Genomic DNA, 23087 nt, shown 5'->3' with positions numbered 1-23087 from the left:
TCATGGCTATTACATCAATTAAGAACTTAAAAGAATTTTCGACAAATAACGACAGATTTGAGGGTGCGCATACTCTGTGTCCCGGATGTGCCCACTCTATGATCGTCAGAGAGCTGATGAACTGTACAGATGACAATCTCGTTATCTCTTCCAATACAGGTTGCCTTGAAGTGTCTACAGCAGTTTATCCATTTACTTCATGGGATACATCATGGATCCATATCGGATTTGAAAATGCTGCAACTGCAGTGACCGGTGCAGAGGCAATGCATAAAGCAAGAAAGAAAAAAGGTACGCTCAAAGACAATGATGCTCCGGTAAAGTTTGTCGCTTTCGGTGGTGACGGTTCTACTTACGATATCGGTTTCCAGTGGCTTTCCGGTGCCGTAGAGAGAGGCCATGACTTTACATACATCTGTCTGGATAATGAGAACTATGCCAATACAGGTGGACAGAGATCATCGGCTACACCTATCGGTGCTACAACATCTACAGCGCAGGCAGGAACACATTCTTACGGTAAGAAAGAGAAGAAAAAAGATCTTGTCGCTATTATGGCTGCACATGGTGCTCCATATGTTGCACAATTGGCTCCGAACAAGTGGAAGTCTATGGCTAAAGGTTTCCAGAAAGCACTTGAAACGGAAGGGCCTTGTTTCATCAACACGGTCTCTCCATGTACAACAGAATGGAGATTCGATCCAAAAGATACGATCCTTCTGACTGACCTGGCAACAGATACATTGATGTTCCCGCTCTATGAAATTATTGACGGACATGAACTTAACATTCTTTACAGACCTAAAAATGTATTGAAAGTAGAAGATTACCTTGGGGCTCAGGGACGTTACAAACATCTCTTCAAGCCTGAGAACAGACACGTGATCGATCAGATCCAGAAAAATATCAATGAGTATTGGGAAATGCTACAGCGCCGCGAAGAAGCTCGTATATAATCTTTCGTGTTACTTCACTAAATCTTTGACCGAATGGCTTCGTTCCATTCGGTCACATACTTGATGTATGCTCTCTCATTCCACTCACGCCATTCAATCAAATCTATAGCAAATTAACACGAAATCTTTAGATTCTTTGTGTGTTACATTTCCAAATAAAACTCATTTTTTCCATAATTACTACTTGCTAACTGCTACTTACTAATTTTTTCCGTTATAATTTGAAAAATTATATAAGGAAAACCCATGCCACTATTAGACAGTTTTACCGTTGACCATACTAGAATGATCGCTCCCGCAGTGAGAGTTGCCAAGAGAATGAAAACACCATGCGGTGATGACATTACCGTTTTTGACCTGCGTTTCTGCAAACCCAATGAAGAGAGAATGCCTTCCAAAGGTATCCATACGCTTGAACACCTTTTCGCTGGTTTCATGAGAGAGCATCTCAACTCAAAAAAAGTGGAGATTATTGATATCTCACCTATGGGGTGCAGAACAGGATTCTATATGTCTCTTCTGGGTACGCCGAAATCTAAAAGAGTTGCCAAAGCCTGGGCAGCATCGATGAAAGATGTGTTGAATGTGAAATCGCAGAAGGATATCCCGGAACTCAATGTCTATCAGTGTGGTTCCTACAAGATGCATTCTCTCAAAGAGGCTAAGGAGATCGCACAAAACGTGTTGGACAGAGGTATCGGTATTATGAATAACAAGAAGTTGAAACTCAGCAAAAAACTTTTAAAAGGATTGTAAAATGCGCATCTGGATCCCGGTAGATAGTGACAATGGCAAAGTATCGAAGATCATACCACAGCTTGAAGCTTCAAAGTGGGCCTTGGTAGATTTCGATGAAGGGAAGGTCAAGAGTCTTGAGTTTTACGATACTATCGATGAGCTTGGAGGGGAGTGGGTTGATTTCATCATTCTTTCCAATAAATTCGAGAACTATATCGATTATATGAATGAAGGAATGATGGTATTGGTCGTGCGGGAAGAAGAGACCATTGAAGATATCATTGAAGCATTCAAATTCAAAGAACTGGATGAGATCGGACTGTAACTTGTATAATGAAACATTACGTCCTCAAAAAGAGATTGTTCCCTGTGAAGACGGCACAAATACCCTTTACTCCAAAGAGTTTGATGAACCCTACCATTCTACCAAAGACGGGGCTTTGCATGAATCCCTGGAGAAACATGTTAAGCCGGCTTTAAAGTTCAGCAGAGGGAAGAGGGAACTGACTATTCTGGATATCTGTTTCGGGCTTGGTTACAATACCTTTGCCACACTTTATTATATTAAAAAAAACTGTTTGGATACCAAAGTACATATCCTCTCACCGGAATTCGATGAAGCGCTAGTCCATTCTCTCCACTCTTTTGAATATCCCACGGAATTTGGTGATATCAAAAGCATCATCCAGGCGGTCAGTAAAGATCTCTACTATGAAGATGAACAGTTCAGAATAGAGATACTTCCCGGAGATGCAAGAGAGAGTATTCCCAAAATAAAAGAGAAGATAGACATTATTTATCAGGATGCATTTTCCCCTGCGCATAATCCACTGCTCTGGACCTACGAACATTTTCATGATATCCGAGCCGTCTCAAAAGATGATGTGATACTCACTACCTACTCAACCGCAGCGGCTGTCCGTCTGGGACTGTACGAAAATGGATTTTATATTTTTGTACATAGAGCTCAGATGATGCGTTTTTCGACTATTGCCTCTTTGAAAATGCTGGAAGATTTGGAGTATATTGATATGGAGTTGAAAAAAGTAAGAAATCCTATGGCTGAAAGCATGAAAGATAAAAGCTATCAGTAGATATGCACAGCCAGCCAAAGGGTACCCTGCTCTGTTTTTAAAACTTTATGAGGAGTCTGGGCAGGGATCAAAAGGGTATCGCCTTTGAAGAGTGTTTTTTCTTCACTTTCTAAAAGCAGAGTGGCCTTACCCTCCAAAACAACAACCCATTCATCTTCTTCCTGTATATATTCGATCTGTTCACTATCGTTCGAGCTTACAATGCGGTTGATCCTGATATTTTTATGCTCAAGCAGGATGGTAAACATTTCACCATGTTTGGGAGTGGTATAGTTAAAAACATTCATTCATATTCTTTTGTGTCAATAACTCATCTGTATTTTATCGATATCATCCCAACCCATGGAGTTTTTGGAAGACCTGTGTGCCAATATATGGTCAATGTATCGAGCGAAAACATCAGTCTCGATATTGACCTTTGTCCCCACTTTATAGTTTCTTATCAAAGTATTTTCCAGTGTATGCGGAATGATGGTGATACGAAAACAGTCATCATAAACATCATTGACAGTCAGGGAAATACCATCAATGGTGATCGAACCTTTGGGAATGATATATGTGATATATTTGGGATCCACTTTGATGATGAAATCTGTTCCGTTCTCCCGTTTGGTGATCTGTGTCACTTCACCTATGCAATCCACATGTCCCTGTACGATGTGACCCTCGAAACGGTCATTCATCTGCATGGCAGGCTCTATATGGACTTTGCCCTGAAACTTTTCAGCCGGCACGATCGAACGAGTCTCATCTGCAACTTCCAGGTCAAAACCGTCACTGTTGACCTTGATGACGGTCAGGCAGACACCGTTGACGGCAATGGAGTCACCCACTTTGGCTTTATGCTTTGACTGAATGGTAAGAACATTGTTCTTGTAGCTTTTGACAGTGGCGATCTCGCGGATAAGTCCTGTAAACATTTGACCTCAATTAATTTGGATATAATTCGCTAATTATAGCGAAAATAGTTTGTAGCGTGGGCATTCCTGCCCACGCTATGGGTGTGGATTGTAGAAAAACAGTAGGATATTTTATGAATTACGATGTTATAGTTATCGGCGGCGGTCATGCAGGCATAGAGGCATCATTGGCTTCTGCGCGTATGGGTGTAAAAACACTGCTTGTTACAATTTTAGCGGAACAGATAGGTGCCTCCTCATGTAACCCGGCCATCGGCGGGCTTGCCAAAGGACACCTGGTCAGAGAGGTCGATGCGCTCGGCGGTGAGATGGGGCTTTGTACGGATGCTACCGGGATACAGTTCCGTACCCTCAATGCTTCAAAAGGGCCTGCGGTCAGAGGGTCACGTGCCCAGATCGATATGGATGAATACCGTATCTATATGCGCAATGTGGTACTCAATACGGAGAACCTTGATGTCAAGCAGGAGATCGCTGACGGGCTGATTGTGGAAGAGGGTGAAGTCAAGGGGGTGACGACACAGCTTGGCAACCGATATACGGCTTCCAAAGTGATCATCACGGCCGGAACATTCCTTAACGGGCTTATCCATATCGGAGATAAAAAGCAGACGGCAGGAAGACAGGGGGAGTTTGCTTCTGTGGAGCTGGCAGAGTATCTTAAAGGGCTTGGACTGAATATCGGCCGCCTCAAGACAGGTACCTGTGCAAGGATCGATGCCAAATCGGTCGATATCTCGGTGATGGAAATACAGCCAGGTGATACACCGCCGCCGCCATTTTCATTCAGGACGGATAAAAGTACCTTCAACCCCAAACAGCTTCCCTGTTATGTCGCCTATACCAATGAAAGAACGCATGAGATCATCGAGAGCAACTTTTACAGGGCACCGATGTTCTCAGGACAGATCGAAGGAGTAGGACCGCGTTACTGTCCGAGTATCGAAGACAAGATCAACCGTTTCAGGGACCGACCGAGACATCAGATTTTCGTCGAGCCGCAGACGATTGATGAGACGGAGTACTATATCAACGGTATGAGTACTTCCCTGCCCATCGATGTGCAACTGGAGATGGTCCGTTCTGTCGAAGGGATGGAAAATGCCAAGATCGTGCGTTACGGTTATGCCATAGAGTATGACTATGTGGACCCTACAGAATTGAAACATACCCTTGAAACCAAGAAGATCAAAGGGCTTTATACGGCAGGACAGATCAATGGAACGACCGGCTATGAAGAGGCTGCGGCACAGGGGCTGATGGCCGGGATCAATGCCGCGTTGAGCATACAGGGAAAGGAACCGCTGATCCTCAGACGGGATGAAGCCTATATCGGTGTACTCATCGATGACCTGGTCACCAAAGGGACCAAAGAGCCTTACCGTATGTTCACCAGTCGTGCGGAGTACAGACTGCTGCTACGTGAGGACAATGCGGACATGAGGCTCTCCAGATACGGCAAAATGCTGGGCTTGCTTGATGATGTGTATATCGCCAAATTTGAAGAGAAGCAGAAAAATATTGAAGAAGCCTTGAATTATTTGCGGGAGAATTACGTAACACCGACCAAAGAGTTCCTTGCCAAACTTGAACAGATCGGCGCGGTGAAGATCAATGACCGGACCTGCTGGATCGATGTGATCGGGCGTGGTGATTTTAACAGAGACAAACTGGTTTCCCTTTTACCGGAATTCGATAAATATGATGATGAGGTGATGGAGCAGATACTGGTAGAAGCCAAATACAGCCGTTATATCGAGAAACAGCAGATACAGATCGATCAGATGAAAGATATGCTGAAGATCAAGATACCTGAGGATTTTACCTATAAAAATGTTTCGGGACTGAGCAACGAAATTGTGGAAAAACTTGAAAAAGCCAATCCGACGACACTCTTCGCTGCCTCCGAGATATCGGGTGTGACACCGGCAGCACTGGAAATTATCCATGTTTACATCAAGATGAGTCAGCGAGGAAAAATATAATGTTGTATTACTATGCACACACAGGACACAAGATAGGCCTGGACAGGCTAAGAAGAGCTGCCGCTGTCATCAAGAAGCTTGCAGAAGAGGGGGTTGAGTGCAGACTGCTGCTGAATGATTTCCGGGCTGGACTGGCCGCCAGAGACCTGGGGATCGGTGAATATGTTACGATAGAGACGATCCAGGACATCGATGCAGTTGCCGTCACGGGGGATTCAGTGATCATTGATTCGAATGAGGATGACCATGGCAGACTGGTGAAATACTGTTCGGATTTCAAACATGTCTGGCGTTTCGCACATGATGCGGAGGACAGGTCTATTCATGGAGAAACCCTTTTCAGAGTTGACTGTAAAGATGATGAGTGTCTAAGTGCGGTCATTGTGAATGATACCTATTTTGAAAAAGAAGACAAAGAAGACCGTATACTCTTCTTCCTGCAGGACATGGATCACGATAAGACTATTTTGAACAATGCATCTTTTTTCCAGTCTTTTGAGATGGAGCTGCTGCTGGGTAACTACTTTTTTGTCAAGTATGAAGACGATCTGGCAAAAATTTTTAACAGTCTTTATGAACCTGAAGAGTATACAGACCTGATCAAAAGCAGCAGCAGCGTAGTAACAGCTTCTGCCCAGACGGCACTTGAAGCAAAAGCGGCAGGTGCAGATGTTATCTATATCGATCTGGGAAAAGAAGCACTTTACCCAGATCATCTCCTGGAGAAATATGGTGTAGGGGTCGTTTCAGGGTTTGATACCGTAAAGACAAAAGAGATGTTGGAACGTATGCCGCTTCCAGGTGAGAGTAAAATACCTAAAATAAACATCAGTAAAATTACCCAAGTATATCAATAATATTTATATACTTGGTATGGGACCATACTTTAATAGCTATAGATTATAAACATAAGAAGCTTTAATAATGCAATTGATACAAATCAATCATATTTAAGCACAAATTTCCTATAATCAATCGCTAAAAATATATAGAAGGAAGGAATTAGTATGGCTAACAATACAAAAGGTCGTAGAGACTTTATGGGTATGGCTTTGGGTGGTTTTACTGCCTTGGGCGGTATTGGCGCACTGTATGCGATGAAACGTACTTGGGATCCGTTGCCAAGTGTTAAAGCGGCTGGGTTCACTACTCTTAATATGGATGATTATAAAGAGGGTGAACTGGTTGTTGAGAAATGGAGAGGGAAACCGATCTTTGTTTTAAAGCAGTCTGCAGACACTATTAAGAAGTTGAAGGCAGAAAAGCCGGATGATCTGAAAAGACTGATCAAGATCGGAGATGGACACTATACCGTATGTGTAGGATTGTGTACACACTTGGGATGTATCCCTGGTTTCCGTCCCGAAAAGCAGGATTTTCTCTGTGCATGTCATGGAGGCCTTTATGATATTACGGCAGAAGTGACAAAAGCACCGCCTCCAAGAGGATTGGATATTCCGCCATATAAAATTGACGGTACTAAGCTTGTTCTGGGTGAAACTGGACCGGAATATGAAAAGATGCTGGCTGACGGCATCACAATGCCGGTATAAGGAGGGGTAAATGGCACATTTTGATGAAAATGCAAAACCGTTCAGTCATAAATGGATGAACGAAAGACTTGCTGTAGATACACTTAAGCGTGTACTCTCAACTGAATATTGGATTCCGAAGAACATCAACTTCCTGTGGGCAATGGGTATGGTACTCGCTGCTACATTTGGAGTATTGTTGATCTCCGGTATCTTCCTTTTGATGTATTATCAGCCAAATGTCAATTTGGCTTTTGACTCGGTAAACTATACGATCATGTCCGAAGTAGGGTATGGATGGTTATGGAGACACATTCACGGTGTGGGTGCGTCGATCGTATTCCTGATCATCTATATTCATATGTTCACGGGTATCTACTATGGTTCATACAAGAGAGGTAGAGAGCTTATCTGGCTGTCAGGTATGCTGCTTTTCGTACTCTTCTCGGCAGAGGCTTTCTCCGGATATATGCTTCCATGGGGACAGATGTCTTACTGGGCGGGTATGGTTATTACCAACCTCTTCTCAGGTGGTGGACTGCATGCAGACTTCCTTGTTGAGTGGATCAGAGGAGACTATGTTCCTGGTCAGGCATTCCTGAACAGATTTTTCATGCTTCATGTACTGCTTGTACCATTGGCAATTATCGGTGTGATCGTACTTCACTTTGGTACACTCAGGATCCCACACGTTAACAACCAGGATGGTGAGGAATTTGACTTTGAAGAAGCTGCTGAACAGTATAAAGCAGGTAATGTCAAAGAATCCAAAGTGATTCCTTTCAACCCTGTATTCCTGAGTAAAGATGTCTTTGTGATGGGTATTTACTTCATTCTCTTCTTCTATCTGGTATTCTACCATTTCGAATTTGCGATGGACCCGGTCAACTTTGACCCGGCAGATCCGTTGAAGACACCGGCACACATTTACCCTGAGTGGTATTTCCTCTGGTCATATGAGATCCTGAGACCATTCTCTACCAATGTAGGTCTGATCGCATTTGCGATTGCACAGGTGATATTCTTCACGCTTCCGTTCCTTGACAGAAGCCCGAATGTTGCTCCTGCAAGCAGAAGAGGATTGTTTAAGTACTGGTTCTGGGCATTGTTGATCGACATGATCGTTCTGACATTCATGGGTAAACTTCCGCCGGAAGGTGCTTGGAGTACGATCGGATTGATTGCAGCATTGACATTTATGGCATTGTGGATCGCATTACCGATCATTACAGCCAAAGAAAAAAAACTATAAGGAGTAGAGAATGAAAGAATTAAAAATATTTGGGATTGTAGCAGTCTTTACTCTGGTACTCTATTGGGGTGTTGAGCCGTTTGCGCACTCTCAAATGCATAAACATGTTGAGGGTGACAACTTCCAATATAGTGACCTGAAGCCGGTAGCGGCAAAAGGTGATGCGGCAAAAGGTGAAGCTTTGGCCGCTGCCTGTGTGGGATGTCACTCTATCAATGCAAAAAATATGCCGGCACCTATGGATGCTGTTGCATCGGCACAGGCTTACGGTGTTAACCCGCCTGATCTAAGCCTTGCAGGTAAAATGCTGGATGACAAATTCTTTGTACACTTCCTGCTTAATCCGGCAGAAGTGACAAAGTCCAAGCACTTTGCAATGCCTCCAAGTGCAGGAAGCGAGCAGGATGCAGCGGATATCGTAGCTTACTTCAAGTCTATCGCTCCGAAAGAAGCGACACCGAAAGAGGCGTATGAGTTTGCCTGTGGACGTTGTCACGCGAACAGATATGACAAATGGACACAGATCGGTGATGTACCTAAGACAAAGTCTAACATCAAAACGGGTGTAGATCTTGCAGCACTTGACTTCAAGAAGAATCTTGGTGTTTATCAGAACAAACTGGCAGACTATATGGGTAAATTGCCGCCGGATCTTTCTATTATTATTAGAGCAAGAAACGAGCATTTCCTGCATACACTCATAGAAAATCCACAGTCTCAGCTTCCTGGTACAGCGATGCCTAGAGTAGGATTGACCAAAGAAGGTACGGAAGAAGTTATGGCTTACCTTGAAAAGACAGGTGATCCGAGTAAAGAAGCAAGAGGCCAGGTTGGACCATGGGTACTTGCGTTCTTCTTTATCTTTACGTTCCTTGCGTATGGTTGGAAGAAAGCAATGTGGAAAGGCCACCACTAATTCTTTTGCGATATATTATCGCATCTTTGAAGGAGTTTGCTCAGTCATGTACTGGGTGTACACTCCTTCGCAACAACCTTCAAATTTACGACAATCTACCGTAAAACAAATTTTTTCTCGAGTATTTTAATAAACTCCATTGATATAAATCATCCCCTTTTTATCTACATTTGGATACCCTAACGAAAATCAATATATTGGATAATTATGCTAATAGACGGACATGGCCGGACAGTTGACTATCTGCGTGTTTCTGTAACGGAACGCTGTAACTTCAGATGCCAGTACTGTATGCCGGAGAAACCTTTTTCATGGGTACCAAAAGAGAATCTCCTCTCTTTTGAAGAACTCTTTTTGTTTATGAAAGTAGCTATGGATGAAGGTGTGAACAAGATACGCATTACTGGAGGCGAACCGCTGCTTAGAGAAGATCTGGACAGTTTTATTAAAATGATCCATGACTACAAACCCGATATCGATCTGGCATTGACGACGAATGCCTATCTGCTTCCGCAGACGGCGCAAAAGCTCAAAGATGCCGGATTGAAGCGTTTGAACATTTCGCTTGATTCCCTCAAGCCTGAAGTGGCACATCAGATCGCGCAGAAAGATGTTCTGGGCCAGGTGCTTAAAGGGATAGACAAAGCCCTGGAAGTAGGACTGGGTGTCAAGATCAATATGGTACCGCTCAAGGGTATCAACGATAATGAGATCCTGGATGTGATGGAATACTGTATGGATCGCAATATCAAGATCCGTTTCATCGAGTATATGGAGAACCGCCATGCTCTGGAAGCCCTCAAAGGTATGCATGGTAAAGAGATCCTTTCCAAGGTTAAAGAGAAATACACGATCCATGCATTGGGGCGTGAAGGTGCCAGTCCTTCATTCAACTATACCATCGAAGAGAACGGTTATGAGTTCGGCCTTATCGATCCGCACAAGCATGACTTCTGTGAGAGTTGCAACCGTATCAGGCTGACAGCGGAGGGCTTTTTGATCCCCTGCCTTTACTTTGATGAGGCTTTGAGTATTGCTGAAGCGGTCAAAAAGGGTGATATCGAGGAAGCATCACAGGTTTTAGCGACTGTGCTGAAAGACAAACCCAAAGAGAACCGCTGGATCGAGGGTGAACTCGAAGAAGGGCAGGAAGTCTCCAGCCGTGCCTTTTATGAGACCGGCGGCTGATGTTCTATCTGACCGAGCAATTCTTCTCCATTCAGGGTGAAGGGAAATATGCAGGGGTACCTTCCTACTTTTTAAGAACGGGGGGATGCAACCTCTCCTGTCCGGGCTTTGGCGCAACATATGAAGTTGATGGAGAAGTCCGTTACGGATGCGATACCTATTTCGCTGTGGACAGTGCTTATGCCAGACAGTGGAGCAGGGTGGATGACAGTACTGTTCTGATGGAAAAGCTGCAGCAGGAGTTTGAAATCATAGGTTACAAGCCCGACGTGGTCATCACCGGCGGTGAACCTTTGATGTATTACAATGATAAAACATTTTACACAATTGTCAATTGGCTGATAGAAGAAGGGATTCGGATCACCTTTGAGACGAACGGCACGATCGAGATCGATTTTGATAAATTTCCTGCCTATAAAAATTGTGTATTTGCACTTTCAATTAAACTTGCAAACAGCGGAGAACCTGCATCTAAACGAATTGTTCCTCAGGCGCTTAAAAATTTGCAAAACTATTCAAAAGAGACATTCTTAAAATTTACAATAGATAAAAATCTTGTTGAAACAACGGCAATTGATGAAATCAATGAAATAAGAAAGATATTGCCTAGGTTGGAAGTCTTCTGTATGCCTGTAGGGGAGAGCAGAGATACAATCTGGAAAAATGACAGAGCAGTTTTTGAATTCTGTATGAAACATAATTTTCGCTACAGTGACAGACTGCATATCAGGGTATTTGATACGACGCAGGGTGTCTAAAACAGCATTTTATACAGCATTTTAATTGCCAATATATAAAGTATAGCCCCCATAAGTTTTTTGGTTTTCGCCTGATCAAGCTTAAAATGCATGAGGTAGTTTCCAATGTACCCTCCGGCAATGGAAGCAAGCATCACACAGATAAGCAGTATCCAGTCAAGCTTGACATAGCTGGCATAGGTAAGGAAGGAGCTGAGTGCTGCAAAGGGTACTACGGAGCTGACCGTTACCGCTACCTTCTTAGAATCAAATCCCAGCAGTATCAGCAACGGCATTAAAATATTACCCCCTCCTACGCCAAGCAGTCCTGCCAAAAATCCTACAAACGCTCCTACTATAAACAGTATCGCTTTCCCTTTAGTATGTGTGAGAGATTTTTTCTTTCCGAATATCATCATGGTTGCACTGTAAAAAAGAAGCAGAATAAAGAGAGATTTTACAAGGCTCTCGTTGATAAATTGACTACTGTAGGCTCCAATCGGTGCAAAAATCAGCATCATAAGTGCAATAGGCCAGATAAAAGAGAAGTCAAGTACTTTACGTTTTATGTTCATTATACTTGAAGTTATGGTGGTAGAGGCTCCGGCAAAGAGACCGGTTGCCTTCGCGACTATGAATTCTATACCAAAAAAGTTGAGTACAGGGATCAATGCGATTCCCGAACCGGTTCCTCCCATGGAGAAAACAGTGGAGAGTACAAAGGCAATACTGCTGTAGAGTAGATAGTCATTCACAAACGGTTTCCTTAAATAAGATAGAATAATGAAAAATATAATTTTAACATATAGAATAAGGCAAATTATATTTAGATAGGAGTAATATCCTCCTTATTAAAACTCAAGGAGTCAAAATTGAAAGAGATCGTTAAAAAAGTCTTACCGCTGAGCCTCATAGTCGCTCTTCGTTTTTTTGGACTGTTCATTGTACTTTCCGTATTGTCGCAGTATGCGAAAGACCTGCCGGGAGGTAATGCTTTCCTTGCCGGGGTTGCTTTGGGTGGGTATGCATTGACCCAGGCGGTGCTTCAGGTACCTTTCGGTGTAATGAGTGATAAAATAGGGCGTAAAAAGACTATTTTATTCGGTTTGCTGCTTTTTGCAGCTGGTTCAGTGGTCGCTGCGTTGGCTGACAATATTTACATTCTGCTCCTTGGACGTTTCCTGCAGGGTGCAGGAGCGATCGGTTCGGTGGTAACTGCTATGATCGCTGACCATGTAAGAGAAGACCAGCGAGCCCATGCTATGGCAGTGATGGGTATGACGATCGCAATGAGTTTCGCTGCTGCAATGATCATCGGTCCGGTGATGGCAGGGGTGTTCTCTGTCTCTTCTCTCTTCTGGCTTACAGCGGCATTGTCTCTTTCTGCTTTGGTTATTTTATTTACGGCAGTACCGGAACCTCCGAAGATCGTACATCACTACAGTGAGGAGGAAGCAAAGATCAAACATGTTTTTAAAGACAAAGACCTGGTACGTATGTATATCACTTTCCTTTTTCACAGTGGAACGATGGCGATCGCTTTTTTCATTATCCCGATCGTGATGAAAGAGAAGTTTGATATGACAACGATGGATTACTGGAAAGTCTATCTGCCTGCGGTATTCTTCGGTATTTTGGCGATGGCGCCTGCTGCGATTTTCGGAGAAAAATACAGTAAAGGAAAAGAAGTTTTCCTTGCTTCCATCGGATTTATCGTTGCCTCTTTCCTTCTGATGGGCTTTTCAAACAGTTTTGTATGGTTCGCTGTGGGGGCAACCTTCTTTTTCATCGGCTTCAATATGTTTGAGCCGCTGTTGCAGAGTTTTGTGGCCAAATTTGCCAAGGTACACCAAAAAGGTGCTGCTTTGGGGGTAGCCAATACCTTTGCCTATGTGGGTGTTTTCCTCGGCGGTGCGATCGGCGGTTGGATCTACGGACATTACAATGCGGAAGGCGTGACAGTCTTTGTGGTGATACTTTCGGTATTCTGGGCACTCTGGATCATCGGTATGAGAAATCCCGGCTTGAGAGCCAATCTCTTTTTAGATTTTGACAGCTACGATAAAAGTAAACTCCAGGGGCTCAAAACACTCGACGGTGTGACAGACTTTTATGTCAATGAGACAGAAGGGCTGATCGTGATCAAATATGATGCAGAAGAGGTCAGCGAAGCGCATATTGAATCCTTCCTGAAAGAAGAGGGTGCAAAAAAATAAAGGTGAAAGAGAGACAGAATGAAAAGAAGAGACGTACTCAAAGCAGCCTCACTGGCATTCGTTTCTACACTGACAGCGGGATATGGAAGTAACGATGTAAACGAAAAAGAAACTCACAAGAAAGCAAAAATAAAATCTTCTGCTGTGCCGAAAAAAAGGAAAAATTCCAAAGTCGTTGTTGTGGGAGGCGGTTGGGCTGGCTTGTCACTTGCCAAACATGTAAAAATTTTTGCTCCCCAGGCTGAGGTAGTGATGGTGGAGAAAAGAGACCATTTTGTTTCATGCCCGATGAGTAACGAATGGCTTGTAGATCTGGTAGATCTGGAATTCTTGACACACAGTTACATTGATGCCTCACAAAACAATAACTATACATTCCTCAATGCTACAGCTATAGATGCAGACAAGAAAAAGCATATTTTAAAAACAAGCAGAGGGGAGATAGCGTATGATTATCTTGTGTTTGCTGTAGGGATAGAGTACGACTACGATGCCTGGGCCAAAGGTGACAGTGTTTTAGAGGAAAGATTGAAAAATGAATATCCCGCTGCCTTCATTCCCGGTTCTGAACATATTACGCTTAAACATAAGATCAAAAACTTCAAAGGCGGAAATTTCATACTGACCGTACCCGAAGGCAACTACCGTTGTCTGGCTGCGCCTTATGAAAGGGCCTGCCTGATCGCCGATTATTTTATGCACCATAACATAGATGGGAAAGTGGTCATCATGGATGAGAGCAATAAAATACGCATTAAAGACAAAGGGTTTTCCTCTGTATTCAATGAACTGTATAAAGACCACATAGAATATATGCCCTCAGCAAAGATACTGAAATTCGATCTTGACAAGAAGGTAGTAGAGACAGATTTTGATGAAATACATTTTGAAGATGCCAGTTTTTACCCCAATGTTAAAGCACCTTATATTTTGGAAAAGCTTCATATGACCAGATCTACACCTTTTAACAGAGTAGAAGCAGATATCAATAGAAATACTTATAAAGTAAAAGGTACAAACAATATTTATGTTTGTGGAGATGCAAGACCTATGGGTTTTTCCAAATCAGGAAATACGGCATTTTCAGAAGGTATGAATGTAGCACAGATGATAGCGGATGAGATAAACCATAAAACCCCCAAATGGCAAACACCGGTTACGATTTGTTTTTCATTGCTGTCCACGAAACCAGAAAGAGAAATATCTCTTTATACAGAATATAAATACACAAAAAATGATGGAATGGATTTTCAAAACAATATAACAGATGAAGCATGGAAAACAAATGGTCTAGGTAAGGAAAAGGTTGCGTACAATTGGGCAGAGAGTATGTTTAAGAATATGTTCTACTAAAACAAATGTATGTGACTAATAAAAATGAAGAGAGAAAATGAAATTTGAGTTAAAACAGGTCGAGACGATCCGTTCAGCTTTTCAAAGCTGATCTATGTTCAAAATCGATGATCCTAAAAATAACTACAAAAATGTAACGCATGCTTTCTTTTTGGCTCTGGCGATCACGATCGCCGAGCCGTCTACTATTTTACCTTTAATGGTACACCACTTCAGTGACAGTATGGTCATCGTAGGGGTTTTTGCCTCTTTGCTTCGTGGCGGGGCAATCATGATACAGCTTTATGCTGCATTTCATGCCCAGGCATATAAACGCGTATTGCCCTATTTGGGAAAAGTCTTTTTCTTTCGCTGGATCTCATGGTTTGCGATCGGACTGAGTATTTTCTTTATCGGGGACAGCAATAAATCCCTGACACTCTTTTTCATCGGGCTGGGACTTTTTTTCTTCTCCTTTACGGCCGGATTCGGTGCGATCTATTTTAAAGAACTGCAAGCCAAACTTTTCTCCAAACAATATCGTGGCAAGACGATGGCGAACAGACAGGTGGCAGGCTCCATTGCGTCTATTATCAGCGGGGGTGTTGCAGGGTATGTGCTCAATCATTATGAAGCCCCTTTGAATTATGCCTATCTGTTCATGGTAAGCAGCCTCTTTATGGTCATAGGCTTTGTGACATTTGTTACCATAGAAGAACCCGTTAAGGAAAACATTTCACATAAAGAGAAAAACTTTGGTTTGTTCATTAAAAATGCTGTAGCGACACTCAAAGAGGACAAGCGCCTGCAACAGCAGATCTTTGCTATTTTTCTGAGTTACAGCTATTTTCTCTCTATGCCCTTTGTTATTTTGAATGCCAACAGTTCTTTCACTTTGACCGGGTGGATGCTGGGCGGTTTTATTACCGTACAGATGCTGGGAAGCATTGTAGGAAGCACATTTTTATGGAGAAGGATCCACGATTATGAAAAAATGCTTTCACTCAGTTTTCTATTTATGATCGCTGCTTTTATTTTGGCACTGTTTGCTGCAAATGTATATGCCTATGCGTTGATCTTTTTGCTTTTTGGTGTGGCATTGGACGGTTTCAATATCTCCGGGATGAATCTGGTCATAGAGATAGCACCGGAAGATAAAAGGCCGATCTATACTGCCTTGCAGACCAATATTGTTTCTTTGGGCCTTTTTTTTCCGGTATTGGGAGGGGTAATTCTTAAGTTCATAGGCAGTTATGCTGTTATCTATCTTTTAAGTATACTGTTGCTGATATGGGGTTTTTATATCAGCAAAAAATTAAAATAACTTAAATTTTGGAGAATACTATGTTCTCTCTTTGGGTGAAGAGATGGAAGCTCTCAAAATACCATAAAGTTAAATTGGACAATAGTTATTAAACGATATTTATTATCTTTTAAGTTTTAAAATACTATAATCTTATTGGATAAAAAATATCCTTATTAGAAAAGGAAAACAAATGGCTTGTGATACAGGTACAGAACCTATAAAAGAAACAGAGCGTGCTTCGGAAGAAGTTAATGTAAACAGTGAAAATAACAAGGAACAAAAGATGAGTTCATCATTAGTATTGAGAAAAGCACCAGAATTTAAAATGGAAGCGTATGACGCTAAAACAGGACACTATACAACAGTTAATAGTGAAGACTATCAAGGAAAATGGTATGTAGTTTGTTTTTATCCTGCTGATTTTACCTTTGTATGTCCAACAGAAATTGCAGCAATGAATGCAAAATATGATGAATTTCAAGCTATGGGTGTAGATATTTTAGCCGTATCGACCGATACCAAATTCTCACATAAAAGATTTGTTGAGACAGAGCCTCTTTTAAAAGGTTTGCAACTTACTATAGGTGCAGACTCAACGGGTACAGTAAGTAGAGCATTTGGTGTGATGATAGAAGAAGAGGGTATTGCACTCAGGGGAAGATTTCTTATCAATCCTGATGGTGTAGTTGTTGCGCAAGAAGTACAAGCTCCTTCAGTGGGTAGAAATGTAAATGAATTTTTAAGACAGGTAGAAGCATGGCAACATGCAACAAAAACAGGTGAAGTCTGTCCTGCAGGCTGGAGACCGGGTAAAAAAACACTTCCTGTAAATACGGATGCAGAGCAGATGACAGGCAGAGTTGGTGACTATATTACCATAGAAGAGATTATGTCGTAACTATAGACAGATAATACTTTCTTGTTCCCACGATGCTCGTGGGAATATCAGAACGTAGTTGTTGAGCCCCCCCAGAACAGATAGGTTGCCTGGGTAAAAGTATAGGTGCCCTTAAGTTATATTGGTTAAAATCAGACTTATATACTCCTGTTAAGGATCAAGATGCTGATCAGAAAACTTTTTAAATTTGAAAATGCCCATATTGTACGTGACTGTTCTACCCGACGTTGCAGTGAGAACATACACGGGCACTCCTATAAAGTGGAGGTGCTGCTTGAATCGAACTATCTTGATAACGGGCAGATGGTGTATGATTTCGGGCTGACCAAACTCTATATCAAAGAGCTGATCGACTCTTTTGACCATGCGATCACTCTTTGGTCGAAAGATGATCCTGCCTATATCGAAGCGATGAAACGTTACAGCAGCCGCTGGGTAGAACTTCCCGTTTCTCCCTCTGCAGAACAGTTCAGCCGTGTGATCTACCTGATGGTGGAACGTGTCCTTGCGTGTACGGAAATGCGTAATGGCGAGAGAGAGGTGAAACTGCACAGTATCATCATACATGAGACGGAAACGGGTTATGCACAGGGGTTCATGGAAGATGCGTACAGTGAACTGATGGGAAAGATCGCACTTGAAGATATTGTTTTCTCAGAGCAGGTCAGTCTGGAGTGGAGTGATCCTGCGCTTTGGAAGAAACTTCTAAAAGGGGAGAAGCTGCTCAATCCCCAAAAGGTATAGGGCACCTCTAATAACCCCATATGCTCATAACATCTCTAGCTTTTGTCTAGGCTAGGCACTCTTTTGCAGGCCTAGCCGTAGCTAAGTCAAAAAAGAGTAACGACGTATAGGCGAAAGCTAGTGATGCCCACAGGGTGGGCTTTGCAAACGCAATCTTTTACAAGATGCTTACTTCGTCTTAGCTTTGGCTAGGACTTGAAAGCCTCTTACAAAATCTCACATTTGCAAAACCCATTATGAGTATCTGGGGTTTTTAGAGATGCCCTATGGTTGGTCTAACGTGTAAAAAGGTCTTCTTTTTTTTCACTTACCAACTCCCATGCAATGGGGAGCATATGGACAAGACTCCCTTTTTCGAGCTGTTCTGCTTCAGGCTCTGTGATGATCATTCCGTCGGCAGCCTGCATCGGTGAGACCATACCGGGCATCTGAAGAGGAATGGCTTCAAAGCTTTTTCCGTCAAATCGGCCGAGTTTAACGGTAAACTTCCCTTTTTTCAGTTTCAATGTCTCTCTGATCGGTGTTGTGAGCGTGTTATGGTAAAAGGCTTTGAGGCCACCCATTTTCCGAATAGCCGCACGGACGAAGACTTCATAGTTGACCATAGAGGCCAGTGGATTTCCGGGCAGGTTTATGATGACCGTATTGCCGATTTTTCCGAATGCAGTAGGTTTACCCGGTTTAATCTCCACACCTTCAAAATGGAGTTCCATACCCAGTTGGGTAAATGCTTCTTTGGTAAAGTCTTTGTCTCCCACACTGATCCCACCGCTGGTGATGATGATATCGGCATGAAGTGCCTGCCCGATAGATTCCTGCAGTGCTGCTATGGTATCTTTGGAACTACGTATATACTGTGTTTCACAGCCAAGTTCTTTGGCGCGTGCAAGGAACATAGGTGTGTTGGAATTGTAAAGTTGATGGGGTTCGATCTTCTCGAAGTGTGGCTTGAGTTCATCACCGGTCCCAAAGACGGCGACCCGCACCTTTCGTTTGACCTTGATATGGCTCATCCCCTGGGAAGCAAGCATGGCAACAGTATAGGCCGTCACCTTTTCGCCTTTTTCAAGAAAGACCGTGCCGCTTTTAATATCTTCCCCCGCCCAGCGTATAAAGGCGTCTTTCTTGATGGATACAGGAAGAATGATCTTGTCCTCATAGACCTGAACCTCTTCTATGGGAACGATGGCGTTACACCCTTTGGGAATGGGAGCACCTGTCATGATCTTCATGGCCGAACCCTCATGCAGTTCATTCCTCGGGTCGTCTCCTGCATAGATATGTTCGGTGCAGGGTACGGAAGTGCCGGCATCACTCTGCTTGACCGCATAGCCGTCCATGGCAGAGTTGTCAAAACGCGGTAGGTCAAACTGTGCGATCAAGTCTTCTCCAATGACACGGCCTACTGCCTCTTCAATGGGGATCCATTCGTCATCAACAACAGGGGTGTTTTGATAGACGATATCCAAGGCTTCGGAAATGCTAATAGCCATTAGTTTACCTTTATATGATAAGATTGTTTCTACTTGGAGTGATTATATCAAAATAGGGTATAATCCACTTTTAATTTACGGGTGACATGGCCCCAACAGGAGTTTTTATGGTAGAACAGGTCATTATTTCGCACAGTATACTGGTCAAGATATTTCTGGTTTTTTTGCTTGCAGGATTTTTTATTCCGAAAATGACGGCAAAAGATCCTTTGAAGTTCAGGAAGGCCAGCTTCATCTATACGATGATCTTCCAGGCGCTCGCTTCAATGATCGCATTTACCGGTCTGGTGGCAATGGTAATGGGTGATTATGGATTCAGTTTGAGTATCGTTCTTATGATCCTCATCTGGGGTGCGATGATGTTCATCGAGATCAAAAAGTACAAAGTGATCAAAGTGACAGATGTTCAGGACCCGGCGAAACATGCGTTGCTCAAGAGCCTTTTCATCAAAATTTCATCGGTACAGGTCCTTCTTGTCGTTGCTATGGTCGTACTTAAAATAATGGAAGCCAAGGGTGCAGTATCTTTATAACGAAGAGGCCGGAAGACCACAGCTGATACTGGAGGGTGATGCACACCGTTACCTGTTTAAAGTACGCCGTCACAAGGCTGATGATATCCTTTACCTGCGTAACCTCAAAGATGGCCTGCTCTACCGCTATACGGTCACACATATAGACAAACGCTCCGCGATCCTCGCGTTGCAGGAGAGCAGTCTACTTGAAGTCAAGGCATCAAAGCCACTGCATATCGGATGGTGTGTTATCGACCCCAAAAATATTGAGAAAGTACTGCCATCACTGAATGAAATGGGAGTGGAGAAGATCACTTTTATCTACTGCAAACGTTCCCAAAAAAGTTTCAAGCCTGACTTCAAACGTCTGGAAAAGATACTCCTGAATTCATCACAGCAGTCGGGAAGATCAGTTATGATGCAACTTGAGCTGGCTGAAGACCTGGAAAGTTTTCTTAAAGAGTATCCTCAGAGCAAAATGCTGAACTTCTCTGAAAACAATTTTATTTCAGAGGGTGAAGTGGAGACGATAGTGATAGGCTGTGAAGGCGGATTTCATGAGGGTGAAGTTGCACTTTTTGCCCCGGAGAATATCGTTGGGTTCGATACACCGCTTATCTTGAAGAGTGAAAGTGCTGTCTGTGCGGTGGCATCAAAACTGCTTTTATGATTCTTTAAAATTTTTTCGATATAATTCTGCCCTAAAGTTGTCTCGGCAAAGACCGTTGCAGCGACCCCTGTGAATACAGCGGAAGAACCGGGATCCGGTTAGAACAGGTTAGTTGCCTGTCATTAAAAGGACGCAATCGAGCAAAGCTCTCATTTGCTACGCTAACGCTGAGTTTGCTTCAGCAGCAGGCTCAAGCAACTAGTTGCTTTGTTTTTTACGCCTTACTTAAAAAAACTATGAAAAGGTCTCAAAATGAGAAAAGGTATTCACCCTGAATATATGGAATGTAAAGTAACTTGTGCTTGCGGGAACAAGTTTGAAGTAAGATCAAACAAGCCCGAAATGAGCATCGATATCTGTAACGAGTGTCACCCGTTCTTCACAGGTTCTGAGAAGATCCTTGATGCTGCAGGTAGAGTTGACAAATTTAAGAAAAAATACAACCTCGGTTAATTTTTCTTATGTACCGCTCCGCGATCTGCGGGGCACAAAACCCACGTTCACAGAACGTCTCTTTCTTTCAAACTTTTAAAGTAATACAATGCTCACATTTATTCCAACACCTATCGGAAATCCACAGGATATCACACTTCGCGCGATGAAGCTTTTTGAAAAAGCCGAACTTTTCCTGTGTGAAGATACACGCCAGACCAAACGGCTTTTGAAACTGCTTGAAGAGCGGTTCGGTATGGTGTATCCCGATGCCCAGTTCCACTCTTTCAATGAGCATAACGGAGAAGAAAGACTTGCACAGTTTGGTGATATCTTGGAGAGTAAAGAGGTAGTGTATGTCTCCGATGCAGGTATGCCTGTCATCTCTGATCCGGGGCAGATACTGGTAGCCTATTGCCAGCAGAACGGGATAGCATATGATGTACTTCCCGGCGCCTCTGCGGTTACGACTGCCTATGCAGCTTCGGGTTTTGAAGAGGGAAAGTTCCTCTTTTACGCTTTTTTGCCACACAAGGGAAAAGAGCGGAATACCGCATTGAGTGAAGCGATGAACAACGGATACAATACCGTACTCTATGAAGCCCCACACCGTTTGGCAAAACTGCTTGACGAGATCGTGGAGATGGATGCAGAACGTGAACTTTTTCTGGCAAAAGAGATCAGTAAAAAGTATCAGCATTACTATAGAGGCAATGCCAAATCCCTCAGAGATGACTTTCAAGAGATGACGATACGCGGTGAATGGGTCGTGGTCATCAAAGCAAAAAAAAGCCTGCACAAGTCTCTCAGTTTCGATGAGGTTCTCACGCTTGATCTACCACCGAAGGTCAAGGCAAAACTGCTGGCACAGCTCAGTGACAGACCTGTTAAAGAGTGGTATGAAACCTTAATTAAACATTAGAAAACCACCCTCAAGTAAAAATTGGATAAAATCTATCCTATGATTATTTATGGAAAGCAGGTGTGCCTCTATGCACTGGAGAAGCACCCCGATACAGTCAGCACTGTTTATGTCGCTAAAAAAGGGATCTTGCCGCAAAAGCTTTTTCACCAGTTCCACGACAAGATAAAGTTCCTCGAAGAGAAATGGGCACAATCCATGAGCAAAGGCGGAAATCATCAGGGTTTGCTTCTGGAGATCTCCGAGCTTGAACAGCCTTTCCTTTCAGACGTGAAACGGGAGGATTTCATTGTGATCCTTGACGGACTTACTGATGTAGGGAATATCGGTGCCATTGTGCGCAGTGCTTATGCGCTGGGAGCAGATGCCGTGATAGCAACGGGGGTCAAACAGTTGAATTTTGAAGCGATAGCCCGGACCAGCTCCGGAGCGCTGCTGGATATGCCTTTTCTGCTGATACCGAACATCCTCGATGTCTGCAATGAGCTTCATCAGGTGGGCTTCAAGCTTTACGGTGCGGCTATGGAAGGTGAAGCAGTACAGTCAATGGAGTTCGAGCGCAAACGCGCATTAATACTGGGCAGTGAAGGCAAAGGGCTTTCCAAAAAGGCACAGGGAAAGATAGACCATCTCATTTCAATAGAGATGAAACATGCATTCGACTCGCTGAATGTCAGTGCGGCAGCAGCAATTTTAATACACAGGATGGGTTATGCAGTTAAATGATTTGCTTGAAGAGAACAGCATAAAAACGATCAGCCAGAGAACGAAGATCTCTGAAGAGAATCTGGAGTACCTGTTGAACAATGATTTTAGCACTATTAAAAAAGTCAAGACTTTGGGATTCATCTCGATCCTGGAGAGAGAATACGGCATTGATCTGAACAAACTCAGAGAAGATGCCCTGGACTATTATGATCAGCATCGTACAGAAGAGAGTGTGACGATGGGACTGCCAATCATGGAAGAGAAGAGAGGAAGATCGAAATGGCTTTGGCTGATCGTTCCTCTTCTGCTGGGATATGCGTCATGGTTCTTTTTTATGAAATACGACCGGTCACAACTCAAAGAGCTACTGCCTTTCAATGAAGCCAAGAGTGTGAAGACGAGCATTTCCAAAAACAAGGTAGAGGATATTGAAGAACTCAGTATCCAAAATGTACTTGCCGCAGATAAGAATGAGACAGGTACGGCACAAAACGATCATGAAATAGACAGTTCAGAAAATTAAGTAAGAGAGA

General features: G+C 43.1%; 26 protein-coding genes. 22 read left to right on the top strand and 4 right to left on the bottom strand.

Annotation, left to right across the window (positions count from 1 at the left end; genetic code table 11):
* The first annotated feature begins 2 nt into the window (after nt 1-2).
* From YH65_RS10055 to YH65_RS10040, 4 genes are all read left to right on the top strand, one after another.
* Nucleotides 3-956, top strand: coding sequence for a thiamine pyrophosphate-dependent enzyme (locus tag YH65_RS10055; RefSeq protein WP_046551749.1), 954 nt, complete (start codon nt 3-5; stop codon nt 954-956).
* A gap of 246 nt (nt 957-1202) precedes the next feature.
* Nucleotides 1203-1712 (top strand): S-ribosylhomocysteine lyase, encoded by a 510-nt coding sequence (gene luxS, locus YH65_RS10050; RefSeq protein ID WP_046551748.1) that lies wholly within the window; start codon nt 1203-1205, stop codon nt 1710-1712.
* A gap of 1 nt (nt 1713) precedes the next feature.
* Nucleotides 1714-2019, top strand: a complete 306-nt coding sequence (locus tag YH65_RS10045; protein WP_046551747.1) for a hypothetical protein — start codon at nt 1714-1716, stop codon at nt 2017-2019.
* A complete protein-coding gene (locus YH65_RS10040) occupies nt 2003-2788 on the top strand; it encodes a tRNA (5-methylaminomethyl-2-thiouridine)(34)-methyltransferase MnmD (RefSeq protein ID WP_046551746.1) in 786 nt (261 codons plus the stop codon). Before YH65_RS10045 ends, YH65_RS10040 begins: the two co-directional genes overlap by 17 nt.
* Here YH65_RS10040 and YH65_RS10035 read toward each other — a convergent pair.
* Nucleotides 2782-3075: a cupin domain-containing protein gene (locus tag YH65_RS10035; protein ID WP_046551745.1), complete on the bottom strand. Its 294-nt coding sequence runs from the start codon at nt 3073-3075 to the stop codon at nt 2782-2784. The two genes, YH65_RS10040 and YH65_RS10035, sit on opposite strands and share 7 nt — an antisense overlap.
* A 15-nt stretch (nt 3076-3090) precedes the next feature.
* Nucleotides 3091-3708: a riboflavin synthase gene (gene ribE, locus YH65_RS10030; RefSeq protein ID WP_046551744.1), complete on the bottom strand. Its 618-nt coding sequence runs from the start codon at nt 3706-3708 to the stop codon at nt 3091-3093.
* Nucleotides 3709-3821: 113 nt separating this feature from the next.
* Here ribE and mnmG point away from each other — a divergent pair, with 113 nt between their 5' ends.
* From mnmG to YH65_RS09995, 7 genes are all read left to right on the top strand, one after another.
* Nucleotides 3822-5693 (top strand): tRNA uridine-5-carboxymethylaminomethyl(34) synthesis enzyme MnmG, encoded by a 1872-nt coding sequence (gene mnmG, locus YH65_RS10025; RefSeq protein WP_046551743.1) that lies wholly within the window; start codon nt 3822-3824, stop codon nt 5691-5693.
* Nucleotides 5693-6550 carry a hypothetical protein gene (locus tag YH65_RS10020; RefSeq protein ID WP_046551742.1) on the top strand — a complete coding sequence of 286 codons (858 nt, stop codon included), beginning with the start codon at nt 5693-5695 and terminating at the stop codon, nt 6548-6550. The genes mnmG and YH65_RS10020 overlap by 1 nt, the downstream gene beginning before the upstream one ends.
* Before the next feature lie 150 nt (nt 6551-6700).
* Nucleotides 6701-7246: a ubiquinol-cytochrome c reductase iron-sulfur subunit gene (gene petA, locus YH65_RS10015; protein ID WP_046551741.1), complete on the top strand. Its 546-nt coding sequence runs from the start codon at nt 6701-6703 to the stop codon at nt 7244-7246.
* Nucleotides 7247-7256: 10 nt separating this feature from the next.
* Nucleotides 7257-8477: a cytochrome b gene (locus YH65_RS10010; RefSeq protein ID WP_046551740.1), complete on the top strand. Its 1221-nt coding sequence runs from the start codon at nt 7257-7259 to the stop codon at nt 8475-8477.
* Nucleotides 8478-8487: 10 nt separating this feature from the next.
* Nucleotides 8488-9393, top strand: a complete 906-nt coding sequence (locus YH65_RS10005) for a c-type cytochrome (RefSeq protein ID WP_046551739.1) — start codon at nt 8488-8490, stop codon at nt 9391-9393.
* A gap of 207 nt (nt 9394-9600) precedes the next feature.
* Nucleotides 9601-10581 carry a GTP 3',8-cyclase MoaA gene (gene moaA, locus YH65_RS10000; protein WP_011979904.1) on the top strand — a complete coding sequence of 327 codons (981 nt, stop codon included), beginning with the start codon at nt 9601-9603 and terminating at the stop codon, nt 10579-10581.
* Nucleotides 10581-11339 carry a 7-carboxy-7-deazaguanine synthase QueE gene (locus tag YH65_RS09995; RefSeq protein ID WP_046551738.1) on the top strand — a complete coding sequence of 253 codons (759 nt, stop codon included), beginning with the start codon at nt 10581-10583 and terminating at the stop codon, nt 11337-11339. The genes moaA and YH65_RS09995 overlap by 1 nt, the downstream gene beginning before the upstream one ends.
* Here YH65_RS09995 and YH65_RS09990 read toward each other — a convergent pair.
* Nucleotides 11336-12073, bottom strand: a complete 738-nt coding sequence (locus tag YH65_RS09990) for a sulfite exporter TauE/SafE family protein (protein ID WP_046551737.1) — start codon at nt 12071-12073, stop codon at nt 11336-11338. The genes YH65_RS09995 and YH65_RS09990 overlap by 4 nt on opposite strands.
* Before the next feature lie 117 nt (nt 12074-12190).
* On the opposite strand from YH65_RS09990, the gene YH65_RS09985 reads away from it, so the two are divergent.
* The 5 genes from YH65_RS09985 to YH65_RS09965 all read left to right on the top strand — a co-directional run bounded on the left by YH65_RS09985 (nt 12191) and on the right by YH65_RS09965 (nt 17814).
* Entirely contained in the window at nt 12191-13534 is a 1344-nt protein-coding gene (locus YH65_RS09985) for an MFS transporter (protein ID WP_342666054.1), read from the top strand.
* Nucleotides 13535-13552: 18 nt separating this feature from the next.
* Nucleotides 13553-14887, top strand: coding sequence for an FAD-dependent oxidoreductase (locus YH65_RS09980; RefSeq protein WP_046551736.1), 1335 nt, complete (start codon nt 13553-13555; stop codon nt 14885-14887).
* Nucleotides 14888-14981: 94 nt separating this feature from the next.
* Nucleotides 14982-16190, top strand: coding sequence for an MFS transporter (locus YH65_RS09975; protein WP_052746180.1), 1209 nt, complete (start codon nt 14982-14984; stop codon nt 16188-16190).
* Nucleotides 16191-16362: 172 nt separating this feature from the next.
* The gene (locus tag YH65_RS09970) at nt 16363-17070 is read left to right on the top strand and encodes a peroxiredoxin (protein ID WP_046551735.1); all 708 of its coding nucleotides are present in this window, start codon (nt 16363-16365) and stop codon (nt 17068-17070) included.
* 162 nt (nt 17071-17232) lie between these two features.
* Nucleotides 17233-17814, top strand: a complete 582-nt coding sequence (locus YH65_RS09965) for a 6-pyruvoyl trahydropterin synthase family protein (RefSeq protein ID WP_046551734.1) — start codon at nt 17233-17235, stop codon at nt 17812-17814.
* Between the two features lie 275 nt (nt 17815-18089).
* Here the strand turns inward: YH65_RS09965 and YH65_RS09960 are convergent, their stop codons facing one another.
* Nucleotides 18090-19307 carry a molybdopterin molybdotransferase MoeA gene (locus YH65_RS09960; protein WP_046551733.1) on the bottom strand — a complete coding sequence of 406 codons (1218 nt, stop codon included), beginning with the start codon at nt 19305-19307 and terminating at the stop codon, nt 18090-18092.
* Between the two features lie 107 nt (nt 19308-19414).
* Between YH65_RS09960 and YH65_RS09955 the strand changes: the two genes are divergently transcribed.
* The 6 genes from YH65_RS09955 to YH65_RS09930 all read left to right on the top strand — a co-directional run bounded on the left by YH65_RS09955 (nt 19415) and on the right by YH65_RS09930 (nt 23077).
* Nucleotides 19415-19840 (top strand): hypothetical protein, encoded by a 426-nt coding sequence (locus YH65_RS09955; RefSeq protein ID WP_046551732.1) that lies wholly within the window; start codon nt 19415-19417, stop codon nt 19838-19840.
* On the top strand, nt 19824-20492 hold the full coding sequence (locus YH65_RS09950) for a 16S rRNA (uracil(1498)-N(3))-methyltransferase (protein ID WP_046551731.1): 669 nt from the start codon (nt 19824-19826) through the stop codon (nt 20490-20492). The genes YH65_RS09955 and YH65_RS09950 overlap by 17 nt, the downstream gene beginning before the upstream one ends.
* A 252-nt stretch (nt 20493-20744) precedes the next feature.
* Nucleotides 20745-20945, top strand: coding sequence for a 50S ribosomal protein L31 (gene rpmE, locus YH65_RS09945; RefSeq protein ID WP_011979913.1), 201 nt, complete (start codon nt 20745-20747; stop codon nt 20943-20945).
* 88 nt (nt 20946-21033) lie between these two features.
* Nucleotides 21034-21846 carry a 16S rRNA (cytidine(1402)-2'-O)-methyltransferase gene (gene rsmI, locus YH65_RS09940; protein ID WP_046551730.1) on the top strand — a complete coding sequence of 271 codons (813 nt, stop codon included), beginning with the start codon at nt 21034-21036 and terminating at the stop codon, nt 21844-21846.
* A gap of 39 nt (nt 21847-21885) precedes the next feature.
* Entirely contained in the window at nt 21886-22572 is a 687-nt protein-coding gene (rlmB, locus tag YH65_RS09935; protein ID WP_046552155.1) for a 23S rRNA (guanosine(2251)-2'-O)-methyltransferase RlmB, read from the top strand.
* Nucleotides 22559-23077: a response regulator gene (locus YH65_RS09930; protein WP_046551729.1), complete on the top strand. Its 519-nt coding sequence runs from the start codon at nt 22559-22561 to the stop codon at nt 23075-23077. The genes rlmB and YH65_RS09930 overlap by 14 nt, the downstream gene beginning before the upstream one ends.
* The last annotated feature ends 10 nt before the right edge of the window (nt 23078-23087 follow it).

Source organism: Sulfurovum lithotrophicum, from assembly GCF_000987835.1.
GTDB classification, from domain to species: domain Bacteria; phylum Campylobacterota; class Campylobacteria; order Campylobacterales; family Sulfurovaceae; genus Sulfurovum; species Sulfurovum lithotrophicum.
The sequence above is the reverse complement of the archived record's forward strand: the minus strand, read 5'-3'. Positions and strand labels throughout refer to the sequence as shown.

Coding starts and splice junctions, on each gene's coding strand:
- YH65_RS10055 (WP_046551749.1), top strand. CDS start 3: ATGGCTATTACATCAATTAAGAACTTAAAAGAATTTTCGACAAATAAC.
- luxS (WP_046551748.1), top strand. CDS start 1,203: ATGCCACTATTAGACAGTTTTACCGTTGACCATACTAGAATGATCGCT.
- YH65_RS10045 (WP_046551747.1), top strand. CDS start 1,714: ATGCGCATCTGGATCCCGGTAGATAGTGACAATGGCAAAGTATCGAAG.
- YH65_RS10040 (WP_046551746.1), top strand. CDS start 2,003: ATGAGATCGGACTGTAACTTGTATAATGAAACATTACGTCCTCAAAAA.
- YH65_RS10035 (WP_046551745.1), bottom strand. CDS start 3,075: ATGAATGTTTTTAACTATACCACTCCCAAACATGGTGAAATGTTTACC.
- ribE (WP_046551744.1), bottom strand. CDS start 3,708: ATGTTTACAGGACTTATCCGCGAGATCGCCACTGTCAAAAGCTACAAG.
- mnmG (WP_046551743.1), top strand. CDS start 3,822: ATGAATTACGATGTTATAGTTATCGGCGGCGGTCATGCAGGCATAGAG.
- YH65_RS10020 (WP_046551742.1), top strand. CDS start 5,693: ATGTTGTATTACTATGCACACACAGGACACAAGATAGGCCTGGACAGG.
- petA (WP_046551741.1), top strand. CDS start 6,701: ATGGCTAACAATACAAAAGGTCGTAGAGACTTTATGGGTATGGCTTTG.
- YH65_RS10010 (WP_046551740.1), top strand. CDS start 7,257: ATGGCACATTTTGATGAAAATGCAAAACCGTTCAGTCATAAATGGATG.
- YH65_RS10005 (WP_046551739.1), top strand. CDS start 8,488: ATGAAAGAATTAAAAATATTTGGGATTGTAGCAGTCTTTACTCTGGTA.
- moaA (WP_011979904.1), top strand. CDS start 9,601: ATGCTAATAGACGGACATGGCCGGACAGTTGACTATCTGCGTGTTTCT.
- YH65_RS09995 (WP_046551738.1), top strand. CDS start 10,581: ATGTTCTATCTGACCGAGCAATTCTTCTCCATTCAGGGTGAAGGGAAA.
- YH65_RS09980 (WP_046551736.1), top strand. CDS start 13,553: ATGAAAAGAAGAGACGTACTCAAAGCAGCCTCACTGGCATTCGTTTCT.
- YH65_RS09975 (WP_052746180.1), top strand. CDS start 14,982: ATGTTCAAAATCGATGATCCTAAAAATAACTACAAAAATGTAACGCAT.
- YH65_RS09970 (WP_046551735.1), top strand. CDS start 16,363: ATGGCTTGTGATACAGGTACAGAACCTATAAAAGAAACAGAGCGTGCT.
- YH65_RS09965 (WP_046551734.1), top strand. CDS start 17,233: ATGCTGATCAGAAAACTTTTTAAATTTGAAAATGCCCATATTGTACGT.
- YH65_RS09960 (WP_046551733.1), bottom strand. CDS start 19,307: ATGGCTATTAGCATTTCCGAAGCCTTGGATATCGTCTATCAAAACACC.
- YH65_RS09955 (WP_046551732.1), top strand. CDS start 19,415: ATGGTAGAACAGGTCATTATTTCGCACAGTATACTGGTCAAGATATTT.
- rpmE (WP_011979913.1), top strand. CDS start 20,745: ATGAGAAAAGGTATTCACCCTGAATATATGGAATGTAAAGTAACTTGT.
- rsmI (WP_046551730.1), top strand. CDS start 21,034: ATGCTCACATTTATTCCAACACCTATCGGAAATCCACAGGATATCACA.
- rlmB (WP_046552155.1), top strand. CDS start 21,886: ATGATTATTTATGGAAAGCAGGTGTGCCTCTATGCACTGGAGAAGCAC.
- YH65_RS09930 (WP_046551729.1), top strand. CDS start 22,559: ATGCAGTTAAATGATTTGCTTGAAGAGAACAGCATAAAAACGATCAGC.